22 protein-coding genes and 1 tRNA gene are annotated in these 19,975 nt (G+C 68.6%); 10 read left to right on the forward strand and 13 right to left on the reverse strand.

The window, feature by feature from the left end; genetic code table 11:
* Nucleotide 1: 1 nt before the first annotated feature.
* Nucleotides 2–706 carry a GntR family transcriptional regulator gene (locus IEY60_RS24070; RefSeq protein ID WP_189032417.1) on the reverse strand — a complete coding sequence of 235 codons (705 nt, stop codon included), beginning with the start codon at nucleotides 704–706 and terminating at the stop codon, nucleotides 2–4.
* Nucleotides 707–931: 225 nt separating this feature from the next.
* Here IEY60_RS24070 and IEY60_RS24075 point away from each other — a divergent pair, with 225 nt between their 5' ends.
* Nucleotides 932–1,114 carry a hypothetical protein gene (locus IEY60_RS24075; RefSeq protein WP_189032419.1) on the forward strand — a complete coding sequence of 61 codons (183 nt, stop codon included), beginning with the start codon at nucleotides 932–934 and terminating at the stop codon, nucleotides 1,112–1,114.
* Here the strand turns inward: IEY60_RS24075 and IEY60_RS24080 are convergent.
* From IEY60_RS24080 to IEY60_RS24090, 3 genes are all read right to left on the reverse strand, one after another.
* Nucleotides 1,096–1,169, reverse strand: a tRNA-Pro gene (locus IEY60_RS24080). The genes IEY60_RS24075 and IEY60_RS24080 overlap by 19 nt on opposite strands.
* Nucleotides 1,170–1,233: 64 nt before the next feature.
* Nucleotides 1,234–2,853: a DUF8017 domain-containing protein gene (locus tag IEY60_RS36275; RefSeq protein ID WP_189032420.1), complete on the reverse strand. Its 1,620-nt coding sequence runs from the start codon at nucleotides 2,851–2,853 to the stop codon at nucleotides 1,234–1,236.
* 39 nt (nucleotides 2,854–2,892) lie between these two features.
* Nucleotides 2,893–3,855, reverse strand: coding sequence for a metallophosphoesterase (locus tag IEY60_RS24090; protein WP_189032423.1), 963 nt, complete (start codon nucleotides 3,853–3,855; stop codon nucleotides 2,893–2,895).
* Nucleotides 3,856–3,976: 121 nt separating this feature from the next.
* On the opposite strand from IEY60_RS24090, the gene IEY60_RS24095 reads away from it, so the two are divergent.
* On the forward strand, nucleotides 3,977–4,441 hold the full coding sequence (locus tag IEY60_RS24095; RefSeq protein WP_189032425.1) for a GatB/YqeY domain-containing protein: 465 nt from the start codon (nucleotides 3,977–3,979) through the stop codon (nucleotides 4,439–4,441).
* Between the two features lie 60 nt (nucleotides 4,442–4,501).
* On the opposite strand, the gene IEY60_RS24100 is transcribed toward IEY60_RS24095, so the two are convergent.
* A complete protein-coding gene (locus IEY60_RS24100) occupies nucleotides 4,502–6,880 on the reverse strand; it encodes a penicillin-binding protein (RefSeq protein ID WP_189032427.1) in 2,379 nt (792 codons plus the stop codon).
* Nucleotides 6,881–7,252: 372 nt separating this feature from the next.
* Here IEY60_RS24100 and IEY60_RS24105 point away from each other — a divergent pair, with 372 nt between their 5' ends.
* Nucleotides 7,253–7,576 carry a WhiB family transcriptional regulator gene (locus tag IEY60_RS24105; protein WP_019044565.1) on the forward strand — a complete coding sequence of 108 codons (324 nt, stop codon included), beginning with the start codon at nucleotides 7,253–7,255 and terminating at the stop codon, nucleotides 7,574–7,576.
* A gap of 108 nt (nucleotides 7,577–7,684) precedes the next feature.
* Here IEY60_RS24105 and bagB read toward each other — a convergent pair whose 3' ends face one another.
* Complete coding sequence (gene bagB / locus IEY60_RS24110; protein WP_189032429.1) at nucleotides 7,685–8,812, reverse strand: ATPase BagB; 1,128 nt, start codon at nucleotides 8,810–8,812, stop codon at nucleotides 7,685–7,687.
* Entirely contained in the window at nucleotides 8,809–9,846 is a 1,038-nt protein-coding gene (bagA, locus tag IEY60_RS24115; protein WP_189032431.1) for an ATPase BagA, read from the reverse strand. Before bagA ends, bagB begins: the two co-directional genes overlap by 4 nt.
* Before the next feature lie 59 nt (nucleotides 9,847–9,905).
* Between bagA and sp36 the strand changes: the two genes are divergently transcribed.
* The 3 genes from sp36 to IEY60_RS24130 are packed head-to-tail and all read left to right on the forward strand — an operon-like array spanning nucleotide 9,906 to nucleotide 11,337.
* Nucleotides 9,906–10,067 (forward strand): Sp36 family protein, encoded by a 162-nt coding sequence (gene sp36 / locus IEY60_RS24120; RefSeq protein ID WP_019044568.1) that lies wholly within the window; start codon nucleotides 9,906–9,908, stop codon nucleotides 10,065–10,067.
* A gap of 1 nt (nucleotide 10,068) precedes the next feature.
* Nucleotides 10,069–10,530 carry a RidA family protein gene (locus IEY60_RS24125; protein WP_189032434.1) on the forward strand — a complete coding sequence of 154 codons (462 nt, stop codon included), beginning with the start codon at nucleotides 10,069–10,071 and terminating at the stop codon, nucleotides 10,528–10,530.
* A gap of 9 nt (nucleotides 10,531–10,539) precedes the next feature.
* On the forward strand, nucleotides 10,540–11,337 hold the full coding sequence (locus tag IEY60_RS24130; RefSeq protein WP_189032436.1) for an MBL fold metallo-hydrolase: 798 nt from the start codon (nucleotides 10,540–10,542) through the stop codon (nucleotides 11,335–11,337).
* 170 nt (nucleotides 11,338–11,507) lie between these two features.
* Here the strand turns inward: IEY60_RS24130 and IEY60_RS24135 are convergent, their stop codons facing one another.
* Both IEY60_RS24135 and IEY60_RS24140 read right to left on the reverse strand, forming a co-directional pair.
* Nucleotides 11,508–12,182: a Crp/Fnr family transcriptional regulator gene (locus IEY60_RS24135; RefSeq protein WP_040703546.1), complete on the reverse strand. Its 675-nt coding sequence runs from the start codon at nucleotides 12,180–12,182 to the stop codon at nucleotides 11,508–11,510.
* Between the two features lie 167 nt (nucleotides 12,183–12,349).
* Entirely contained in the window at nucleotides 12,350–12,577 is a 228-nt protein-coding gene (locus IEY60_RS24140) for a hypothetical protein (RefSeq protein WP_189032438.1), read from the reverse strand.
* Nucleotides 12,578–12,759: 182 nt separating this feature from the next.
* Between IEY60_RS24140 and nth the strand changes: the two genes are divergently transcribed.
* The 4 genes from nth to IEY60_RS24160 are packed head-to-tail and all read left to right on the forward strand — an operon-like array spanning nucleotide 12,760 to nucleotide 16,113.
* Nucleotides 12,760–13,518 carry an endonuclease III gene (gene nth / locus IEY60_RS24145; protein ID WP_229740084.1) on the forward strand — a complete coding sequence of 253 codons (759 nt, stop codon included), beginning with the start codon at nucleotides 12,760–12,762 and terminating at the stop codon, nucleotides 13,516–13,518.
* Nucleotides 13,515–14,180 (forward strand): TlpA family protein disulfide reductase, encoded by a 666-nt coding sequence (locus IEY60_RS24150; protein WP_189032440.1) that lies wholly within the window; start codon nucleotides 13,515–13,517, stop codon nucleotides 14,178–14,180. The genes nth and IEY60_RS24150 overlap by 4 nt, the downstream gene beginning before the upstream one ends.
* A complete protein-coding gene (locus tag IEY60_RS24155) occupies nucleotides 14,177–14,923 on the forward strand; it encodes an NUDIX hydrolase (RefSeq protein WP_229740070.1) in 747 nt (248 codons plus the stop codon). The genes IEY60_RS24150 and IEY60_RS24155 overlap by 4 nt, the downstream gene beginning before the upstream one ends.
* Nucleotides 14,920–16,113 (forward strand): MarP family serine protease, encoded by a 1,194-nt coding sequence (locus IEY60_RS24160; RefSeq protein WP_189032442.1) that lies wholly within the window; start codon nucleotides 14,920–14,922, stop codon nucleotides 16,111–16,113. The genes IEY60_RS24155 and IEY60_RS24160 overlap by 4 nt, the downstream gene beginning before the upstream one ends.
* Nucleotides 16,114–16,294: 181 nt before the next feature.
* Here IEY60_RS24160 and IEY60_RS24165 read toward each other — a convergent pair whose 3' ends face one another.
* The 4 genes from IEY60_RS24165 to IEY60_RS24180 all read right to left on the reverse strand — a co-directional run.
* Nucleotides 16,295–17,281 carry an alpha/beta fold hydrolase gene (locus IEY60_RS24165; protein ID WP_189032444.1) on the reverse strand — a complete coding sequence of 329 codons (987 nt, stop codon included), beginning with the start codon at nucleotides 17,279–17,281 and terminating at the stop codon, nucleotides 16,295–16,297.
* Between the two features lie 55 nt (nucleotides 17,282–17,336).
* Entirely contained in the window at nucleotides 17,337–17,825 is a 489-nt protein-coding gene (locus IEY60_RS24170) for a phage holin family protein (RefSeq protein ID WP_189032446.1), read from the reverse strand.
* Nucleotides 17,826–17,856: 31 nt separating this feature from the next.
* Nucleotides 17,857–19,080, reverse strand: coding sequence for a Na+/H+ antiporter NhaA (nhaA, locus tag IEY60_RS24175; RefSeq protein ID WP_189032448.1), 1,224 nt, complete (start codon nucleotides 19,078–19,080; stop codon nucleotides 17,857–17,859).
* A 179-nt stretch (nucleotides 19,081–19,259) separates the two neighbouring features.
* On the reverse strand, nucleotides 19,260–19,975 hold a 716-nt coding region (locus IEY60_RS24180; RefSeq protein ID WP_189032450.1), incomplete at its 5' end, for an AMP-binding enzyme.

Consider the following 19,975-nt stretch of genomic DNA (forward strand, 5'->3'; position numbering starts at 1 on the left):
CTCAATCGTTCATGGACATGGCGGCGACGGCTCGCGAGATGCGCTCCAGCACGACATCCAGCGAATCGCCGATGTGGGTGTGCAGGAGTTGCTGCGCCAGGACGAGATCGCCGGCGAGGACGGCGTCGAGGATGCCGAGGTGCTCGCTGATGGTGGTCTCGATGCGGTTGTTGATCATGAAGTCGTGCATGCGGACATGCCGGATCCGGGAGTTCACCGCGACCAGCGCGCGCACCATCTCGGCATTGCCCGCCGCCGTCAGCAGGGCGACGTGGAATTCTTCGTCGACCACGACGAACCCCGGCTCCTGGGCGGGCGGATCGGCCTGCAGGGCGAGCCAGCGCTGCCGTTCGGCGCGCAGCAACTGTTCGTCATGGGTGAGCCGTGGGTCGGTGCGCACCCGGGTCATGCCGCCCAGCTCCAGCGTCAGCCGCAGTTCGTACAGGTCGCGGATGCGGGCCACGCTCGGCCGGACCGGGCTGAACCCGAACTCCTCGCGTTCCAGCAGACCGTCGGAGCACAGCATCGTCAGCGCTTCGCGCACCGGCGTGCGGGAGATGCCGAATCGGCTCGACAGCTTCGGTTCGGTGAGCCGCTCGCCGAACCGGATGTCACCGTTCATCAACTCGCCGCGCAGCGTCGAGTACACGACGTCCCGCAGCGGCCTGCCCGGGCCGTCATCCGGTGCATCCACCCTTGTCGACATGGGTGTATACGCTATCGACCGGGAATTTCTATCAAGTGACAGAAAGTAAGCGGCAGGTTATCGGGTCCTCACAGCGGCTCTGTCTCACGATCACCGTGCTGTCGCGGAGAGCACTTCTCAACGCCTTTCGAACACGCAGGGAACGCCACGCGACACAGTCGGCGCGCAGTCTTTTGTTCGAGGCCGCCGCCGCGCTCCCACTCCGCTCACCCGGAAGGCGAACCCATGAACGACTCCGCCGCCATCCTGGCCCTGATCCTCGGCTTGCTCTCGGTCATCGCCGTCACCGTCTGGTGGCCGAACCCCCTCGACCGCGAAGCACCCCAGACATACGAGGAGCCCCTGACCAGTGAACTGGTCAGGGGCTCCTCTGTGTCTCAACCAACACGTCGGGGTGACAGGATTTGAACCTGCGACCTCTTCGTCCCGAACGAAGCGCGCTACCAAGCTGCGCCACACCCCGTGAGGCGAACCTGAAGTAGCTTACAACGAGGTGATGTGGATTGTTAAACCGGCTGGTCAGGGGGTTAGTTCAGGGCGCGGATGGAGCTGAAGATGCGCTTGGCGGTGGCGGGATCGATGGCGTCGGCGACGCCGGTGTCGGCGATCATCACCATGACGAAGCTGCCGTCCTTGGCGCCTTTGAACGCGTAGGTGTAGATGGAGAAGGTGGGGGCGCAGCCGGGCTTGGGGTTGGGGACGGTGCCGGTGGTCTCGGTGAACATGCCCTCGGTCTTGCCGTCGATCGACTTCAGCGGCTGGGCGGGGCCGGGGGTGCCGGTGGAGCCCTTGTAGGCCAGGGGAGCGGCCTTGGTGCCGAGTTCGGCGCCGGCCGCGGCGTGGTCGGCCTGCTTGGAGCCGGTGAGCAGCGACATGGTGCGGGTGGAGCCGGGGCAGTAGTCGCGACCGTCGGTGGCGTAGCCCTTGCCGACGACGGAGTCACCGGGCGGTTCGCCGACGCCGCCGATGGTGGTCTCGGTGGCGACCTTCCAGCTCGGCGGGACGTCGTAGGCGGCGCCGCGGTCGGGCGAGGCGACCACCTGGTAGCCCTCGATGAGCGGCTTGCGGTCGGATGCGGCACCCGATGGTGACGGGGTGGTGGAACTGGGCTTGGGCTTGCTCGACGAGGGCGGTGCGCCGGTGGTGGTGAGGGCGCTGACCATCGACGGGGTGGTGCCCCCGCCCGCGGTGGTCGTGGAGTCGTCGCCGCGGGTCAGCGCGACCGCGGTGACAGCGCCGCCCACCAGCAGGGCCGCGGCGAGACCCGCGGCCACCCAGATCGCCGCCTTACCGCCGGATTTCGGGCCAGGCGGGATCGGCTGACCGTAGGGCTGCTGACCGTAGGGCTGGTTGCCGAACTGTTTGAGCGGCGGGATCTCCCCGTACTGCTGCTGCGGCTGTTGCCACGTCGCCCCGCCCAGCACCGTCGGATCGGACTGGCCCCACTGCTGAGCTGGATTCGGCTGTCCCGCAGCGGGATTCCACGGCTGCTGGTTAGGCGCCTGACCCGCACCCCATTGCGGCTGGCTCGGCGGCGCGCCCCACTGCTGGCCCGGAACCTGCTGACCGGCAGGAGGATTCGAATCCGGCCACGGCGCGTTCGGGGCGCCTACCTGAGTGGGATCGGCCTGTCCTGGCAGCCACGGTTGAGGCGGACTAGGCGGCGCAGCTGGAGGATTCGAACCCGGCCAGGGCGCAGCGGGATTGTGCTGCTGCGTCGGATCGGCCTGCCCGGCGGGGGCATGTGGGTCAGGCCAGGGCGCAGCGGGATTGCGCAGCTGGGTCGCGTCGGCCTGGCCGGGCTGCCACGGCTGAGGCGAACCGGGTTGTCCCGCAGGAGGATTACCCGCGTCCCACTGCTGCGGACCCGCCGGCGTCCACGGCGTCGGATCGGGTAGGCCCGGCATGGGTCCCGATCCGTCCCAGCGCAGGGTCGGCGGGAGCCCGGTGCTGCCGGGAGTCCACACCGCGGTCGGGTCGGGCGCACCCGGATTCGGCTGTCCCGCAGCGGGATCCCCCTGCGCGGGCGCGCCCGGCGGCGGGTTCACCGCGTCGGGACGCTGCCATTGCGCGTCGGGCTGGTGCGGCGCACCGGACCCGCTGAAAATGGTCGGGTCGTTGCGTCGGTCGTCGGATCCACTGCTCACGGTCATTCCCCTACTGACAAGAGTCGTTCGGGGCAGACCCTAGCGGGCGACGGCCTCCGATGCCGACACGCCGTGGCCGGTGTCGGCCGACGGCCGCTTCGGCGGGGCGCCGACCAGCGTCAGCAGGGTGGCTTCCGGGCGGCAGCAGAATCGGTAGGGCGCCCACGGGGAGGTGCCGATGCCCGCCGAGACGTGCAGCTGGGTGTGCTCGCCCCACTGGGAGGCGCCCTTCACCCGGGACTTGTCGATGCCGCAGTTGGTCACCAGCGCGCCGTAACCGGGCACGACCAGCTGTCCACCGTGTGTGTGACCGGCCAGGACCAGGTCGTAACCGTCCTCGGCGAACCGGTCGAGCACCCGCGGCTCCGGCGAGTGGGTGACACCGATGCTCAGTTGCGCGAGCTGGTTCGGCGCACCCGCGACGGTGTCGTAGCGATCGCGCTGCAGATGCGGGTCGTCGACACCCGCGCTGGCGATGCGGATGCCGGCCACCTCGAGGTCGCGGCGCGTGTGGGTCAGGTCGAGCCAGCCGCGTTCGGTGAACGCCGCGCGCAGATCCTGCCAGGGCAGCGGGTCACCGTAAACGCGGCGATGATCCTTCTTGAAATACTTCAGCGGATTCTTCGGCACCGGCGCGAAATAGTCGTTGGAACCGAACACGAACAGGCCGGGACGGGCCAGCAGCGCACCGAGGGATTGCACAACGGCGGGCACGGCCTTGGGGTGGGAAAGATTGTCGCCGGTATTCACGACCAGGTCGGGTTCGAGCCGGTCGAGTTCGCGCAGCCACTGCTGTTTGAGCTGCTGGCCCGGCATCATGTGCAGGTCGCTGACGTGCAGAATGCGCAAGGTCGGCGAGCCGGGCGCGAGCACCGGCATGGTCGCTTCGCGCAGGACGAACGCGTTCCGTTCGATCAGCGTGGCGTATCCGATGCCGGCGACGGCGGCCCCGGCGGCTCCCAACGCGGTTCGGCGGACAGCGGACGTCGAGATAACGGGCATTTGCCCAGCATAGGCGACCCCCTCCCGGAACGGCGCGTGTGTTTCCGCACAAACGGTCGGAATTTCAGCCGCGATGAAAATGTGATGGGACTCGAGAGGCCGAACAGCTAGCGTGAGGCGCATGTCGGAACTGAAATCGCAACTGCGCGCGGATATGACCGCCGCACTGAAAGCCAAGGACACTCTGCGCCTGTCGACCCTGCGGATGCTGCTCGCCGCGATCCAGAACGCCGAGGTCTCCGGAGCGCAGGCGAAGGAACTCTCCGATGCCGAGGTCATCTCCGTATTGCAGAAGGAAGCCAAGAAGCGCAACGAGTCGGCCGTGATCTACGAGCAGAACGGGCGTGGCGAACTGGCCGCGAACGAGCGCGCCGAGGAAGAGATCATCGAGCACTACCTGCCGACCCAGCTGACCGAGGCCGAGGTAGCCCAGGTCGCCGACACCGCGATCGCGCAGGTCGCCGAGGAGATCGGCGAGCGGCCGGGGATGAAGCAGATGGGTCAGGTCATGAAGGCGGCCACCGCGCTCGCCGAGGGCAAGGCCGACGGTTCGCGGCTGTCGGCCGCGGTCAAAGCGCGCCTGTAGACCTGCGCGAGAAACGAACAGGGCCGCCGTCCGAAGTGGACGGCGGCCCTGTTTTCGCAATTACCGCGGCACCGGGATCGGGATCGGTGGCAGACGCGGGATCTGCGGGAGGCCGGGGATCACCGGCGCCGGCGCGGAAGGCGGCGGCGTGGTCGGCGCGGGCACCCGGACCGAGCCGTCACTGATGTAGATCGTGACGACCGAGCCGGGAATCGCCGAACCGTTGGGCGAACTGCCCATCACGGTGCCCTTGGCCTGCGAGCCGGGACTGGTCACCGCGGACACCTGGAACCCGGCGCCGGACAGGATCGAGGTTGCCTCGCCCTGCGACTTGCCCGCCACGTCGGGGACCTGGGAGTTGTTCGCGCCGCGGACGTACTTGTCGTCCACCGGCGGCAGGGCCGGCGGTGGGAACCGGTCGAGTACCGGCTTGATGGCGTTGAACCAGGTGCGGGCAGGCTCGTTACCGCCGAACAGACCGGCGGCGTTGCTGGCGCCACAGTTGCGCAGCGGGAACGAGCAGATCTCGCCGGGGGTCGGGCTGTCGCCGTAGACGTAGACCGACGATGCCAGCGAGTTGGTGAAGCCGAGGAACGCCGAGGAACGGTGGCTCTCGGTGGTGCCCGTCTTGCCCGACATCGGGGCCGCCCAGCCCGCGGCACGCGCCGCGGCGGCAGCGGTACCACTGGTGTCGTCCTTGCTCATCGCGTTGGCGAGGGTGTTGGCCAGACCGGGGTCGACCACCTGCTCGCACGCCTGCTGGGTGAGCGGAACGGTCTTACCGGCGCGGTCGACGACCTCCTTGATGGGCGACGGCGGGCACCACTTGCCGCCCGAGCCGAGTGTGGCGGCCACATTCGACAGTTCGAGCGGGTTGATCGCGAACGGGCCGAGGGTGAACGAGCCCATGTTGTTGTTCTTGATGTGGTCGGCCAGGCTCGTGTTGCCGTGCCCGGAAGTGCCCGGCTCGGTGTAGGCCCGCATGCCGAGGCGGACAGCCATGTCGACCGCGGCCGCGACGCCGACGTCCTGGATCATCTTCACGAAGGTGGTGTTGGGCGAGGTCGCGAGTGCGTCGGTCACCGACATCGACCCCGGGTAGGCGCCCGCGTTCTTGACACACCACGAGTCGGCCGGGCAGCCCGGCGAGTTCGAGTAGCCCATGCCCCTGGCGGCGTAGGTGCCTGGCACGTCCACCTGGGCGGCGATACCGAGGCCCTTCTCCATCGCGGCGGCTGTGGTGAACAGCTTGAAGATCGAGCCTGCACCGTCACCGGCCAGCGAGTACGGCTGGCCGAGCAGCGTCTCGTTGGCGTCGCGGTTGAGGCCGTAGGTGCGGCTCGACGCCATCGCGAGGACGGGGTGCGATTCCTGACCGGGTGCGATCACCGACATGACCTCGGCGATGTTGTCGAGGTTGGGGTCGGCCTGCTCGTTCACCGAACGCTTCACCGATTCCTGCAACACCGGATCGAGGCTGGTCTTGATCAGGTAGCCACCCTTGTCGACCTGCTCCCGGCTGATGCCCGCCTCGGCCAGGTACTGCAGCGCGTAGTCACAGAAGAAGCCCTTGTCCTGGGCCGCGATGCAGCCGCGCGGCAGGCCCTTGGGCTCCGGCAGCACGCCGAGCGGTTCGGACTTGGCCTTGCGGAATTCCTCGGCGCGGTGCGGGATGTTCTGGATCAGGGTGTCGAGCACGGTGTTGCGGCGGTCGGTGACGCCCTGGACGTTGGTGTAGGGGTTCAGCTTGGAGCTGGACTGCACCATGCCGGCCAGCATCGCCGACTGGGTCATGGTCAGCTCGGCGGCGTCGACGCCGAAGTAGGTCTGCGCCGCGTCCTGGATGCCGTAGGAACCGTTGCCGAAAGGCACCAGATTCAGGTAGCGGGTGAGGATCTCGTCCTTGCTCAGCTCGCGGTCCAGCGTGAGCGCCATCCTGATCTCGCGCAGCTTGCGCGCGGGGGTGGTCTCGATCGCGGCGCGGCGTTCGGCGTCGGTCTTGGCGACGACGAGCAGGTTGAAGTTCTTCACGTACTGCTGGTCGAGCGTGGAGGCGCCCTGCTGCACCTCGCCGGAGGAGGTGTTGGTCAGGAACGCGCGCAGCGTGCCCTGCCAGTCGACGCCCTTGTGGTCGGCGAAGCGCTTGTCCTCGATGGACACGATCGCCAGCTTCATGTTGTTGGAGATGCGATCGCTCGGCACCTCGAAGCGGCGTTGCTCGTATAGCCAGGCGATGGGCGCACCGCTCGCGTCGACCATGGTCGAGACGGCCGGGACCGTGCCCTCCACCAGTTCGGCTGAGACGTTGTCGACGGCATCGGCGGCTCGGTTGGAGATGAACCCGAATCCACCGGCCAAGGGGAACAACAGCCCGGCGACTAGCACGGAGGCCAGCGCGCAGCTGCCGGCCAGCCTCGCGAGCGTTTGAGTGATCGGCACCTGCCCAGAGTAAGGGGTGGGGTGGCGGCCTTCACGGTTGTGCTGCTCGACGGGGAATGTCCGGCCGGCGCCAGGGGGATTGCTCGGGCGTGTCAACAAAATGATCACATCGGCGTGTCGCGCCCGGCCACGCCGGTGAACAGCGGGACTAGCCGGTCGGAGACCGATTTGAATGGACGGCCGTACCAAAAAATCGGGGGCTGGTCTTGCGCAAGCGCCATACCTTTACCTAGATTGAGAACCCAGTGTGATAGAGCTAACACTCAAAGTGGAATGTGGTGCGGACCGCAGCGGTAGTTGGGTTGCTGTGATCCGCGCTCGCGATTCTGGAGCGCCGCACAACGGTGTTCGGACTGCAAAGGGGCACATCAAATGCACATCACAACCCCCATCGCTCGACTGGATGTAGAGCAGGCCGAGGCAAGGATCGCTTGGGTTGCCCAGGCGCGATGCAAGGAAGTGGACCCTGATCAGCTGTTCGTTCGTGGTGCGGCGCAGCGCAAGGCGGCGACGATCTGCCGTCATTGCCCGGTGTTGATGCAGTGTGGTGCCGATGCGCTGGACAACCGGGTCGAGTTCGGAGTGTGGGGCGGGATGACCGAGCGGCAGCGGCGCGCGCTGCTCAAGCAGCATCCCGATGTGACGTCGTGGGCCGACTTCTTCCAGGCGCAGCGACAGCATCAGGTGGCGATCTAGCAGGCGAGACCGGACCGATATCACAACGGCGCCGAGACCGCTGGGTTTGCGGAATCGGCGCCGTTGACCGGTGTTACGAGAATGTAAGCAATAGCTTAAGCGTCTGATTCAGGCGGAGGCGGGCTTGCCCGCCAGTTGGTCGCCGACCGCGCGCAACGCGTCCAGGTCGGAGACCTCGAACGGCAACGCGGTGACCGAAACGATCGGAACCCGCGGATGGGCGCCGGTGAAGCGATGCAGCAACCGCTGCTCCCGCTTCGCCGTCGCCACCCGCTCGGCGTGGATGCGCAGCACCGACGCGGTGAGCGGGTCCGATTCAGCCAGCTGATCGGCAGCGGTCAGCGCGTGATCACCGGACAGCCCCGACAACGCGGGGTGCGTCCGGTTCAGCACGAGACCGGCCAGTGGCATCTGCTCGGTGGAGAGCCGGTCGACGAAGAACGACGCCTCGCGCAGCGCGTCGGGCTCGGGCGCGGCGACCACCAGGAAGTGGGTGCCCGGCTTCGACAGCATCGCGAAGGTCCGTTCCGCCCGTTCCTGGAAACCGCCGAACAGCGACTCCAGCGACTGCAGGAACGTCGAGGCGTCCTTGAGCATCTGACCGCCGACGATGGTCGACACGCCACGCATCGCCAGGCTCATCGCGCCGGTGACGAACCGGCCGACACCGCGGCCGGGCGCCATGATCAGCCGGATCATCTTGCCGTTGAGGAAGGTTCCGAGCCGCTTGGGTGCGTCGAGGAAGTCCAGCGCGTTGCGCGAGGGCGGAGTGTCGACCACGATCAGGTCCCACTCCTTGTGCCCGGCCAGCTGACCGAGCTTCTCCATCGCCATGTACTCCTGCGTGCCGCCGAAGGACGAGGCGACCGTCTGATAGATCGGGTTGGCGAAGATCTGCTCCGCCTTCTCCACGCTGGTGTGCTCGAGCACCATGTCGTCGAAGGTGCGGCGCATGTTCAGCATCATCGCGTGCAGCTGGCCTGGCACCTCGGGACCGAGCTCGACCCGCTGCGGCGTGTTGTCCAGGTCGGCAACGCCCAGCGACTGGGCCAGCCTGCGCGCCGGATCGATGGTCAGCACCACGACCTTGCGGCCTGCCTCGGCGGCCCGCAGCGCGATCGCGGCCGCGGTGGTGGTCTTGCCGACGCCGCCGGAACCGCAGCAGACGATCACCCTCGCCGTCGGATCGGCGATGATCTCGGAGACATCCAGCGGGGTGGTCACTTGCTCGCTCATCGCACTCCCTGCGCGGATAGCTGTTCGGCCAGTTCGTAGAGTCCGCCCAGGTCCATGCCTTCGCCGAGCGCGGGCAGGTGCAGCTGGGGAACGTCGACCTGCGCCAGTTCCGCCGCGCTCTCGTCCTGCGCGGTCAGCATGGTGGCGTGGTCGACGGTCTCGGTGAGCAAACCGGCGAAATCCTCGTCGGGCAGGGTGATCCCGGCCTTGGCCAGGCTCGAGGCGATGTCGGCGGTGTCGAGTTCGCCGCGCACGGCCAGGTCGCGTTCGGCTGGGTCGAGCTGAGACTTGGCCGCCCGGTTGACGATCACCGTGCCGATCCGCAGATCGTTGGCGGCGAGCTCGGCGACCGCGTCGGCGGTCTCCTGCACCGGCAGGGCCTCGAGCAGCGTCACCAGGTGGATCATCGTCTGATCGGAATGCAGCAGCTTGGACACGCCCTCGGCCTGCGAGGCGATCGGGCCGCCCTTGGCGATCTCGGCCATGGCCTGGGTGACGTCGAGGAAACTGGCGATCCGGCCGGTCGGCGGAGCGTCGACGACGATGTCGTCGTAGGCGGGCCTGCCGTCCTTGCCGACGCGCACCGCGCACTCCTTGATCTTGCCGGTGAGGATCACATCGCGCAGGCCCGGCGCGATGGTGGTGACGAACTCGATGGCGCCCATCCGGCGCATCGCCCGGCCCGCGAAGCCGAGGTTGTAGAACATGTCGAGGTATTCGAGGAACGCGTGCTCGATGTCGAGGGCGAGCGCGAAGACCTCGCCGCCGCCGTCGGCGCTGGCGATCTGGGTCTCGGTGGGTGGCAGCGGCGGCCGGTCGAACAGCTGCGCGATGGACTGACGGCTCTCCACTTCGACCAGCAGCACCCTGCGTCCACCTGCGGCGAGGGCGAGGGCCAGTGCGGCCGAAACGGTCGACTTGCCGGTGCCTCCCTTGCCGGTCACGTAGTGCAAGCGGGCTTTGGCCGCGCGCTGTGGCCATCCGGTCGACGGTCCGGGAACCGACGAAACCGGCTCTGCTGTTGGTGCTCCCACGTCGCCGAGCCTATAACCCGTTTCTCGGCGGCGTTCGGGGTGAGCCCTAAACTCACACCATGAGTGAAGTCACCCTGTGGGAGTACGCGACCGTGCCGCTGTTGACGCACGCGACCAAGCAGATCCTCGATCAGTGGGGCGCCGACGGCTGGGAGCTGGTCACGGTGCTGCCCGGCCCGACCGGCGAACAGCACGTCGCCTACCTGAAGCGGCAGAAGTAGCGTGGCCACCGCGTGGAAGGACGCGCTCGATCGGCTCGGGGTCACCCTGCCGCCGGTCGCCGCCCCCGTCGCGGCCTACATCCCGGCCGTGCGCACCGGATCGCTGGTGTACACCTCCGGCCAGCTGCCCTTCGTCGACGGTGAGCTGTCGGCGGTCGGCAAGGTCGGGGCCGAGGTCGATGTGGAGCAGGCCAAGGAGGCCGCGCGGCTGTGCGCGCTGAACGCGCTGGCCGCCGTGCACGATCTGGTCGGGCTCGACCAGGTGGTGCGGATCGTCAAGGTCGTCGGATTCGTCAACTCCGCACCGGGATTCACCGATCAGCCGATCGTGATCAACGGCGCGTCGGAATTCCTGGGCGAGGTGTTCGGCGAGGCAGGCGTGCACGCGCGCTCCGCGGTGGGCGTCTCGGAACTGCCGAAGAACACACCCGTCGAGGTGGAATTGATCGTCGAGGTCGGATAGGCAGCCGTCATGGCACTGGAACATCCCGCGTACGGCCAGGTCAGGGCGGTCACGCCGACGGCGTCGGTGCTGCTGGCCGACAATCCGTCACAGATGACGCTCGACGGCACCAACACCTGGCTGCTGCGCGGACCCGGAAGTGACGACTACGTCGTCGTCGACCCGGGGCCGAAGGACAAGAAGCACATCGCCGCCATCGTCGAGGCGACCGGCGGCCGGATCGCGCTGACCCTGATCACCCATCATCACCCCGACCACACCGGCGGCATCGATCACCTGGTGAAAGCCACCGGGACGCCGGTGCGGTCGGTGGATCCGAAGTATCTGCGCGGCGAGGTGACCGCGCTGGCCGCCGACGAGGTCATCGAGGTGGCCGGCCTGCGGATCACCGTGCTGGCCACCCCCGGCCACACCGTCGACTCGGTGAGTTTCCTGCTCGACGACGCGATCGTCACCGGTGACACGGTGCTCGGCGAGGGCACCACCGTGCTCGCGTCGACCGCGGGTGCGCTGGCCGAGTTCCTGTCCTCGCTGGAGCTGCTGCTCGAGCGCGGCGCGGGCAAGGCACTGCTGCCCGCGCACGGTACCGACCATGCCGATGCGGCGCCGGTGGTGCAGTACTACCTGAACCACCGCCGCGAACGGCTCGAGCAGATCCGGGTGGCCCTGATCGAATTAGGGCAGGAAGCAGGCGCTTTCGAGGTTGTCCGCAAGGTGTACGCCGATGTGGACAAGCGCCTATGGCCCGCCGCGCGCAGCTCGGTGAAGGCACAACTGGAATATCTACGGGCAGAACGCGGGTCCTGAGCCCGGTCCGAGAGCCGGCGTGCATCGATCAGCACGTCGGCTCCCGGCATGCGTGGTAGGCCGCGGAAACAACGACGGCACGCCGGAACCACGGTGGTGCGGACGAGGCCCTCTTCCTCCGGAGCCGCACCGGTGGTCCCGGCGTGCCGAGACGTCGACGAACTACTCGATCAGCGAGCGCGACGTGCCAGGCGCTCGGAATCCGAGATCAGGACGCTCTTGCCCTCGAGGCGCAGCCACCCGCGATGGGCGAAGTCGGCCAGCGCCTTGTTGACGGTTTCCCGGGAAGCGCCGACCAGCTGGGCGATCTCTTCCTGGGTCAGGTCGTGGGTCACGCGCAGCGCGCCCGCTTCCTGGGTGCCGAAGCGCTGTGCGAGCTGCAGCAGCGCCTTGGCGACGCGGCCGGGCACGTCGGTGAAGATGAGGTCGGCGAGGTTGTTGTTGGTGCGGCGAAGGCGTCGTGCCAGCACGCGCAGCAGCTGCTCAGCGATCTCGGGGCGCTGATCGATCCACGACTTGAGTGCGTCGCGGTCCATCGTGACGGCGCGGACCTCGGTGACCGTGGTTGCGGTCGAGGTACGCGGGCCCGGGTCGAAGATCGACAGTTCACCGAACATGTCGGACGGACCCATGATGGTCAGCAGGTTTTCCCGGCCGTCGGGTGAGCGACGACCGATCTTCACCTTGCCCGTCGTGATGATGTACAGCCGATCGCCGGGTTCGCCCTCGTTGAAGATGACGTGGCCGCGCGGAAAATCTACGGGCTGCAGCTGCTTGGCGAGCGCGGCCACCGCGGTGGGCTCGACGCCTTGGAAGATGCCTGCTCTGGCGAGGGCCTCGTCCACGAATGTGCTCCTTATGGGATATGGCTTGCGAACCTGGTCGAGCGAATCGACCAACAGCGCAGTCTACGCGGCATCACGGCAGCACAGTGACAGACACCACGTAAAGTGTGGATTGCGCGATCTGCGCACACCGTGAACGGGCGGGTCCGCCCGCGGGAATCGATCGATCAGCTGGCGCGGGCGACATCCATTTCGGAGTCACGTGACCGGCGCTTGCGCATCCGCGCGACCGCGGCGGGCAGGCCGAGCTTCGTCAGCTCTTTCACTTCGGCGTTGCTGGCGTTGTCCAGGTACTGCTGAACCTCTTCGTCGGGTTCGAGAAGCTTTCGGAGCCGATTCTCGACCCGCTCCATCCCCAGCGCGAACAGCATCAACAGCACTGGGAAGAGCACCACAGCGAGTCCTTGCATGACAGGCAGTAAACACCGTCCAGGTCTCAGATGGAACACAGCGGGCAAACTGAGCGCCCAATGTTGTCGTAGTGGTTCCGTATGGTGGACAGGTGCCCGTTTCCCCCGCCACCGCCGCCGCAGACGACGCCGCCCCGGCCACGGAAACGGCCGCGGTTCCCACCGGCATCTCCGCAGCCCGCAAGCGCAAGAACCGCGCGATAGCTGCGGAAACGCGGACCGGACTGGTCCGGCGGGCCCGCCGGATGAACCGGACGCTCGGCGCGGCTTTCCCCGACGCGCACTGCGAGCTGGACTTCACCACGCCGCTGGAATTGGCGGTGGCGACGATCCTGTCCGCCCAGTGCACCGACGTCCGCGTGAACCTCACCACTCCCGTGCTGTTCGCGAAGTATCGCAGCGCGCGCGACTACGCCGAGGCCAACCGTGCCGAGCTGGAGGAATACATCCGGCCGACGGGGTTCTACCGGAACAAGGCCAGTTCGCTCATGGGGCTCGGGCAGGCGCTCGTCACCGGATTCGACGGTGAGTTGCCTCACACGATGGGCGAATTGGTGAAGCTGCCCGGCATCGGGCGCAAAACTGCCAACGTCATCCTCGGCAATGCCTTCGGTGTGCCCGGTATCACGGTCGACACCCACTTCGGCCGGCTGGTCCGCCGCTGGAAGTGGACCGAGGACGAAGATCCGGTCAAGGTCGAACACTCGGTCGGCGAGCTGATCGAGCGCAAGGAGTGGACGATGCTCTCGCATCGGGTGATCTTTCACGGTCGCCGGGTGTGTCATGCGCGCAAACCGGCCTGCGGGGCCTGCGTGCTCGCCAACGACTGCCCGTCGTTCGGGCTCGGGCCGACCGATCCGGCCGTCGCGGCCGCGCTGATCAAGGGGCCGGAGCGCGAGCACCTGCTCGATATGGTCGGCCTGTGAGTGATTCCGCCGAACCGTCGCTGTCGCGACGGCCCGCCTTGCGCTGGGCGCTGGCCGCGCTGATCGTCGTCGTCGCGGCGGCGGTCGCGCTGTGGCCGCGCGGTGGTTCCGAGACCACGGGCCCGGCGCAGACGGCGAAGCAACCGGCGGTGGCGGTGGCCTCGCCCGAGCAGCGCGCGGCCGCTGGCCTGGTCGCGTGTCCGACGCCCGCCCCGGGCGCGACCGGCTCCGGCCCGCTGGCCGGAATCACCCTGACCTGCCTCGCCGACGGCGCGCCGTTCGACGTCGCCGCCGCGCTGGCGGGCAAGCCCGCGCTGCTCAATCTCTGGGCGTACTGGTGCGGCCCGTGTGCCGTCGAGCTGCCCCACCTGCAGGAATTCGCGCAGCGCGCGGGCTCTGAGCTCACCGTGCTGACCGTGCACAGCGATCCCGACGAGGTGAAGGCGCTGGCCCGCCTGAGTGGCCTCGACATCACGCTGCCCGGTGTGGCCGACCCGCAGACGAGCGTGCGCACCGCCGTCGGGGCGCCCGCGGTGCTCCCGGTGTCGGTGCTCGTGCGCGCGGACGGCACGATTGCCGGCGTCGAGGTACGCACGTTCGCCGATGTCGCCGACATCGCCGACACGGTGGCCGAGGAACTCGGCGTTCGGATCGCGGTATGACGAAGGACGTTGTGATGAACGGTGTGATGCGGTTGGACGAGTCCGGCCTTCCGACCTGGCTGCGCGCCGCGATCCGGCACGGCGGTCCCGATGCCGACGACACCCTCGCCACCTCCCGCGCCCTGCGCCGCGCGATGTCGATCACCGGCAAGCCGCGGCAGGCCGCGGTGCTCGTGCTGTTCGGCGGCTCACCCGAACCCGACCCCGACGCACCGGGCGGCCTGCCCGCCGACGCCGATGTGCTGCTCACCCAGCGCGCCTCGACCATGCGCCAGCACCGTGGCCAGGTCGCGTTCCCCGGTGGCGCCGAGGACCCCGGCGACGACGGTCCGGTCGGCACCGCCCTGCGCGAGGCCGCCGAGGAGACCGGCCTCGACCCCGCGGGTGTGCAGCCCTTCGCGCTCCTGCCGAAACTGTTCGTGCCGCCGTCGAAGTTCGACGTGACCCCGGTGCTCGGCTACTGGCGGGCACCCAGCGCGGTCGGCGTCGTCGATTCGGCCGAAACCGAGCGTGTCGTCCGTGTTCCGCTGACCGAATTGCTCGATCCGGCACACAGATTCATGGTGCGTGGCAGTCTCGGCTACCAGAGCCCTGCGTTCCAGGTCGACGGCATGCTCGTCTGGGGGCTCACCGGCGGTATCCTCGCCGGAATCATCAAAACGGCTGGGTGGGAACGAGACTGGGATCGGGGCGACGTGCGTGACTTGGAGAGCTCGTTGGCTGCGGTCGGAATGACCCTGTGAGCCCCTCTGTATGGCTCGATATCGCGGTGGTATTGATCGCGCTGGTCGCGGCGTCCACCGGCTGGCGGCAAGGCGCGGTGGCGTCGGCGCTGGCGTTCTTCGGCGTCGCGCTCGGCGCGGTCGCCGGCATTCTGATCGCGCCGCACATCCTCAAACATCTCAGTGAGGGACGCAGCCGGGTACTCGGCGGCATCCTGCTGATCGTGCTGCTGGTGATCGTCGGCGAGGTCGCGGGCATGGTGCTCGGCCGGGCCGCGCGCAGCGGCATGCGGCATCCCGTCGCGCGCAGTGTGGACAGCGTCATCGGCGCGGTGCTGCAGGCGGCGACCGTGCTGGTCGCGGCCTGGCTGCTCGCGCTGCCACTGGCCACCGCTTCCCAGCCCGGTGTCGCGGCGGCCATCAACGGGTCGCGCGTGCTCGCCGACGTCAACGCGGTGGCCCCGAGCTGGCTGCGCAAGCTACCCAACGAGTTCTCCAGGCTGCTCAACACCTCCGGGCTGCCGGACGTCATCGGGCCGTTCGGCCGGGCGCCGATCGCCGCCGTGGAACCGCCGGACGCGAGCGTGCTCGCCAGCCCGGTCGCCGCCTCGCTGCAGCAGAGCGTGCTGCGCATCCGCGGCGTCGCGCCGAGCTGCCAGCGTGCGCTGGAAGGCTCCGGTTTCGTCGTCGCGCCCGAACGCGTGATGACCAACGCGCACGTCGTCGCCGGCACGAACAGCGTGTCGGTCGACACCGCGCGCGGCGCGATGGAGGCCACCGTGGTGCTGTTCGACCCGTCCAAGGACATCGCGGTCCTCGCGGTGCCCGGACTGACCGCGCCGGTCGTGCCGCAGGCGCCCGAAGCGGCGACCCCGGGCGAGAGCGCGATCGTGCTGGGCTACCCGGGCGGCGGGCCGTACACGGCCAGCGCCGCGCGTGTCCGCGAGACCCTCGACCTCACCGGCCCCACCATCCACCGCGACGGCACCGTCGAGCGTGAGGTGTACACCGTCCGCGGCCAGGTTCGTGCTGGCAACTCGGGCGGACCGCTGGTCGACACCGAGGGTCAGGTCCTCGGCGTGGTCTTCGGCGCCGCGGTCACCGACGACGACACCGGCTACGTACTGACCCTGCGTGAGGTCGGCGCCGAACTGTCCGCCGCGCAGACGAGCAGTGCCGCAGTTCCCACGGGCGCCTGCGTGCTCAGTTAGTTGGAGCGCTGGCGCGCTCGAGTTCGCGGCCCCTTGGTCCCGTCGGTCAGGCACCGTTGCTTGCTCCTTCGTCGCCTACGCAACGGCACCTGACCGACGGGACGGCCGCGAACCGCCGCTGCGCGGCGGCCCCTCCTCGAAGTCGGGGCGTGGTGGTTGCGTCGCCAGGACGGTGTCTGACCTACGGCGAGACGCGACCGTCTTTCGGTGACCCGTTGACCCCGTTCTGCTCACGCCAGCGGGTGGTCAGCACCTCGTTGACCTTGCCGGGGTTCTCCTGGTGGGCGTAGTGCCCAGCGCGTGGAATCGACACCAGGGTCCGATCCGGCGACAGTCGTGCTCCACGGTGGACCGTGGCGGGCAGCAGATAGGGGTCGTGTTCCCCGCGCAGGCCGAGCACGGGGATGTCGATCGGGGTACGCATGGTCGCCATGAAGCGCTTACCATCGGGACGCCACTGGCTGCGGAAGGCCCACCGCTGGTACTCCAGCGCGCTGTGCGCGGCGCCAGGGATCCGGATAGCGGTACGCATGCGCGCCGCCGTCTCGGCGAATTCGGCCGTGCGCGACCAGGATTCGCTCACCCGCTCACCTAACAGCCGCTCCACCTCGGCGCCGTCGCGGCGGGTGAGCAGGTGCTCGGGGTAGCGCGGCAGCTGGTAGCGCAGGAAGTCCGGCAGCCAGGTGGCGCGCTGGGCGCGATCGCGCAGGACCGCGCTCTTCAGTGCCGCGGGATGCGGCGAGCTCACCACGGCGATCGAGCGGACCAGCCGGGGATGCAGCACGGCGGTGGCCCAGCAGACCAGTCCGCCCTCGGCATGGCCGACGAGCGTGGCCTCGGTGTGGCCGAGCGCCCGGATGAGGCCGGCGATGTCACCGGCGAGGGTCCAGCCGTCGTAGCCGCGCGGCGGCTTGTCGGTGTCGCCGTAGCCGCGCAGGTCGACGGCGACGGTGCGATACCCGTGGTCGGCGAGCCCGGTCAGCTGATGCCGCCACGACCACCAGAAGTCGGCGAAGCCGTGCAGCAGCAGCACCAGCGGGGCATCGGAACGGTCCGGCCCGTCGGCCTCGACGACGTGGAAGCGGATCCCGTTGGCGTGCACGTCCCGGTGCGTCCACGGTCCGTCGTAACGGACGCTGGACGGATCCGGGAATGAGTTGGACGACACGCCGATCGAGCCTAGTAGGCGGGTCCGGCCGTCGCGACCGGGCCCGCCCGGCGCGTCATCGGTTGGCCGACTTCTCCAGCGCGGGAGTGTGCTCACTGTGGGTCAGCGCGGCGGGCAGCACCTCGGCGGTCTGCTTGAGCGAGTTGATCGTCTTCTCCGGCGCCCGCAACTTGCGCACCTTGAGCCAGCCGAGCAGAGCGAGCAGCGCGGTCGCGGCCACCATCAGCACGAACACGATCAGGAACGCGGCCCAGCGGTACAGCCACACATCCAGTAGTTCGGCGAGGAAGAAGAAAAAGAAGAACGAGCTGAACAGCAGCACCGTCAACGCGAGAATGAAGAAGACACTGCCGGTCAGGCCCTTGCGGACCTCGGCGGTGACCTCGGCCTTGGCCAGCGCGACCTCGGCGCGCACGAGGGTCGACATCTGTTCGGTCGCATCGCGGACGAGGCTGCCGATGCTCGCCGATCCGGGCGGGTTGGCGTCGGTCAACGGGATGGAAGTGACCGTGCGACCGTCATTTCCGCCTTGGGTGTAACTCACTTCGTCGACCCTTCTCCCTGTCCTGGCACTACTAGGCCTCACTGTCCGGTTGTAACTCGTCCGCGTCGCGGCGCGCCTGGTGCACACGTCCTCGGCGCAACAGTAGCGCCGATCCGAGCAGCGATGCTGCCATGGAGGTCACCAGGACGGCGGCCTTCGCCAGATCGATGGCGTCGTCACCGACATCGGCCAGCGCGAGTTCCGCCACCAGCAGGCTAACGGTGAACCCGATCGCACCGAGTACCGACAGGGCGAACATGTCGCGATATTCCAGCCCCGCCGGTCGTTTCGCCACGCCGAAGCGGATCGCCAGCCAGCTGATTCCGAAGATGCCGATCGTCTTGCCGAGCAGCAGCCCGAGGATGATCGCCAGCGAAAGCCGGTCGGTGAACAGCGAGCCGAACACCGCGCCGTCGAGCGGGACCCCGGAGGCGAACAACGCGAACAGCGGCACGCAGACCCCGGCCGAGATCGGCTGCACGACATGCTCGAGATGGGTGGCTGGCGCGATCTTCTCGCCGGGGTCCTTGCGCACCCTGGTCGACAACCCGAGCGCGACACCGGCCAGCGTCGGATGGATGCCCGCTTCGTGCAGCGCGTACCAGCAGACCAGCGCGACCGGAATGTAGAACAGCGGAGTGTGCAGCCGCTGCCGCTGCGCGAGCGCCCAGGCCGCGCAGCAGGCGATGGCGACGCCGAGCCACAGCATCGACAGCGACGCGGTGAACAGCACCGCGATGAGGACGATCGCGAGCAGATCGTCGACAACGGCCAGGCTCAGCAGGAACACCCGCGCGCTGGCCGGGATTCGCGAGCCGGTCATGGCGAGTACGGCGAGCGCGAAGGCGATGTCGGTGGCGACCGGGATGGCCCAGCCCTTGTCCATCCCTGGCACGCCGTGGCCGACCACGATCGCGATCACGGCAGGGGTGACGACGCCGCCGACGGCGGCGATGATGGGCAGCGCGGCCCGCTTGGGGTCGGCCAGCTCACCGACGACGAATTCGCGTTTGAGCTCGAGCCCGGCGACGAAGAAGAAGATCGCGAGCAGCCCGTCCTTGGTCCAGTCGGCCAGGGTGAGATCGAGGTGCAGCGCGGAGATGCTCAGATGGGTGTCGACCATCGTTTGATAGCTCGCGCCCCACGGTGAGTTCACCCAGATCAGCGCGATGGCCGCGGCGACGAGCAGCAATGCGCCACCGACGGTTTCGATGCGCAGATAGCGGGTCAGCTCGTTACGAACACGGGTGATCACAGGCGGGCCTTTCGGCAGAGTCGACAGCGCTGCGGGCGCTCATCCCACCCTGCGGTGCCTCGGATGCACGACCGCATGCCGACCAGTCTTCCCGGCACACCTGAACGCGATTCTAACGGACACGGCCGGTGACATCCGACGTCACCGGCCGCATCCTGCGCGTTCGCGGCGTGCCCTGCTCAGTTCCCGCCGGTCCGGATCGCCTCGAAAACGCCAGGGTCGACCAGCGTCGAGGTGTCGCCGAGTTCGCGGCCCTCGGCCACGTCGCGCAGCAGCCTGCGCATGATCTTGCCGCTGCGGGTCTTGGGCAGTTCCGGCACGATGTGGATCTCGCGCGGCTTGGCGATCGGGCTGATCTCCTTGGCCACTTCGGCCTTCAGTTCGTCGACCAGGGCAGGTCCGGCCTGACCGGCCGCTTCACCGGTGAGGATGACGAAGGCGACGATGCCCTGACCCGTCGTCGCGTCGGTCGCGCCGACCACGGCGGCCTCGGCCACGCCGGAATGTCCGACGAGCGCGGATTCGACCTCGGCGGTGGAGATTCGGTGTCCGGAGACGTTCATGACGTCGTCCACCCGGCCGAGCACCCACAGATCGCCGTCGGCGTCGAGCTTGGCGCCGTCACCGGCGAAGTACCAGCCCTGCTCGGCGTAGCGCTCCCAGTAGGTGGCCTTGTACCGCTCCATGTCGCCCCAGATGCCGCGCAGCATCGACGGCCACGGCTGGTCCAGCACCAGGTAGCCGTTGGCCTCGGTCTCGCCGAGCTGCACCGTCTTACCCTCCTCGTCGACGACCTTCGCCGAGATACCGGGCAGCGGCCGCATGGCGGCGCCGGGCTTGGCCGCGGTGATGCCGGGCAGTGGGGAGATCATGATGGCGCCGGTTTCGGTCTGCC

It is taken from the genome of Nocardia rhizosphaerihabitans, assembly GCF_014646295.1.
Taxonomy (GTDB): Bacteria; Actinomycetota; Actinomycetes; order Mycobacteriales; family Mycobacteriaceae; genus Nocardia; species Nocardia rhizosphaerihabitans.

Excerpts from the sequence above, each read along its gene's own strand:
- IEY60_RS24070 (WP_189032417.1), bottom strand. The coding sequence starts at position 706 with ATGTCGACAAGGGTGGATGCACCGGATGACGGCCCGGGCAGGCCGCTG.
- IEY60_RS24075 (WP_189032419.1), top strand. The coding sequence starts at position 932 with ATGAACGACTCCGCCGCCATCCTGGCCCTGATCCTCGGCTTGCTCTCG.
- IEY60_RS24090 (WP_189032423.1), bottom strand. The coding sequence starts at position 3,855 with ATGCCCGTTATCTCGACGTCCGCTGTCCGCCGAACCGCGTTGGGAGCC.
- IEY60_RS24095 (WP_189032425.1), top strand. The coding sequence starts at position 3,977 with ATGTCGGAACTGAAATCGCAACTGCGCGCGGATATGACCGCCGCACTG.
- IEY60_RS24105 (WP_019044565.1), top strand. The coding sequence starts at position 7,253 with ATGCACATCACAACCCCCATCGCTCGACTGGATGTAGAGCAGGCCGAG.
- bagB (WP_189032429.1), bottom strand. The coding sequence starts at position 8,812 with ATGAGCGAGCAAGTGACCACCCCGCTGGATGTCTCCGAGATCATCGCC.
- sp36 (WP_019044568.1), top strand. The coding sequence starts at position 9,906 with ATGAGTGAAGTCACCCTGTGGGAGTACGCGACCGTGCCGCTGTTGACG.
- IEY60_RS24130 (WP_189032436.1), top strand. The coding sequence starts at position 10,540 with ATGGCACTGGAACATCCCGCGTACGGCCAGGTCAGGGCGGTCACGCCG.
- IEY60_RS24155 (WP_229740070.1), top strand. The coding sequence starts at position 14,177 with ATGACGAAGGACGTTGTGATGAACGGTGTGATGCGGTTGGACGAGTCC.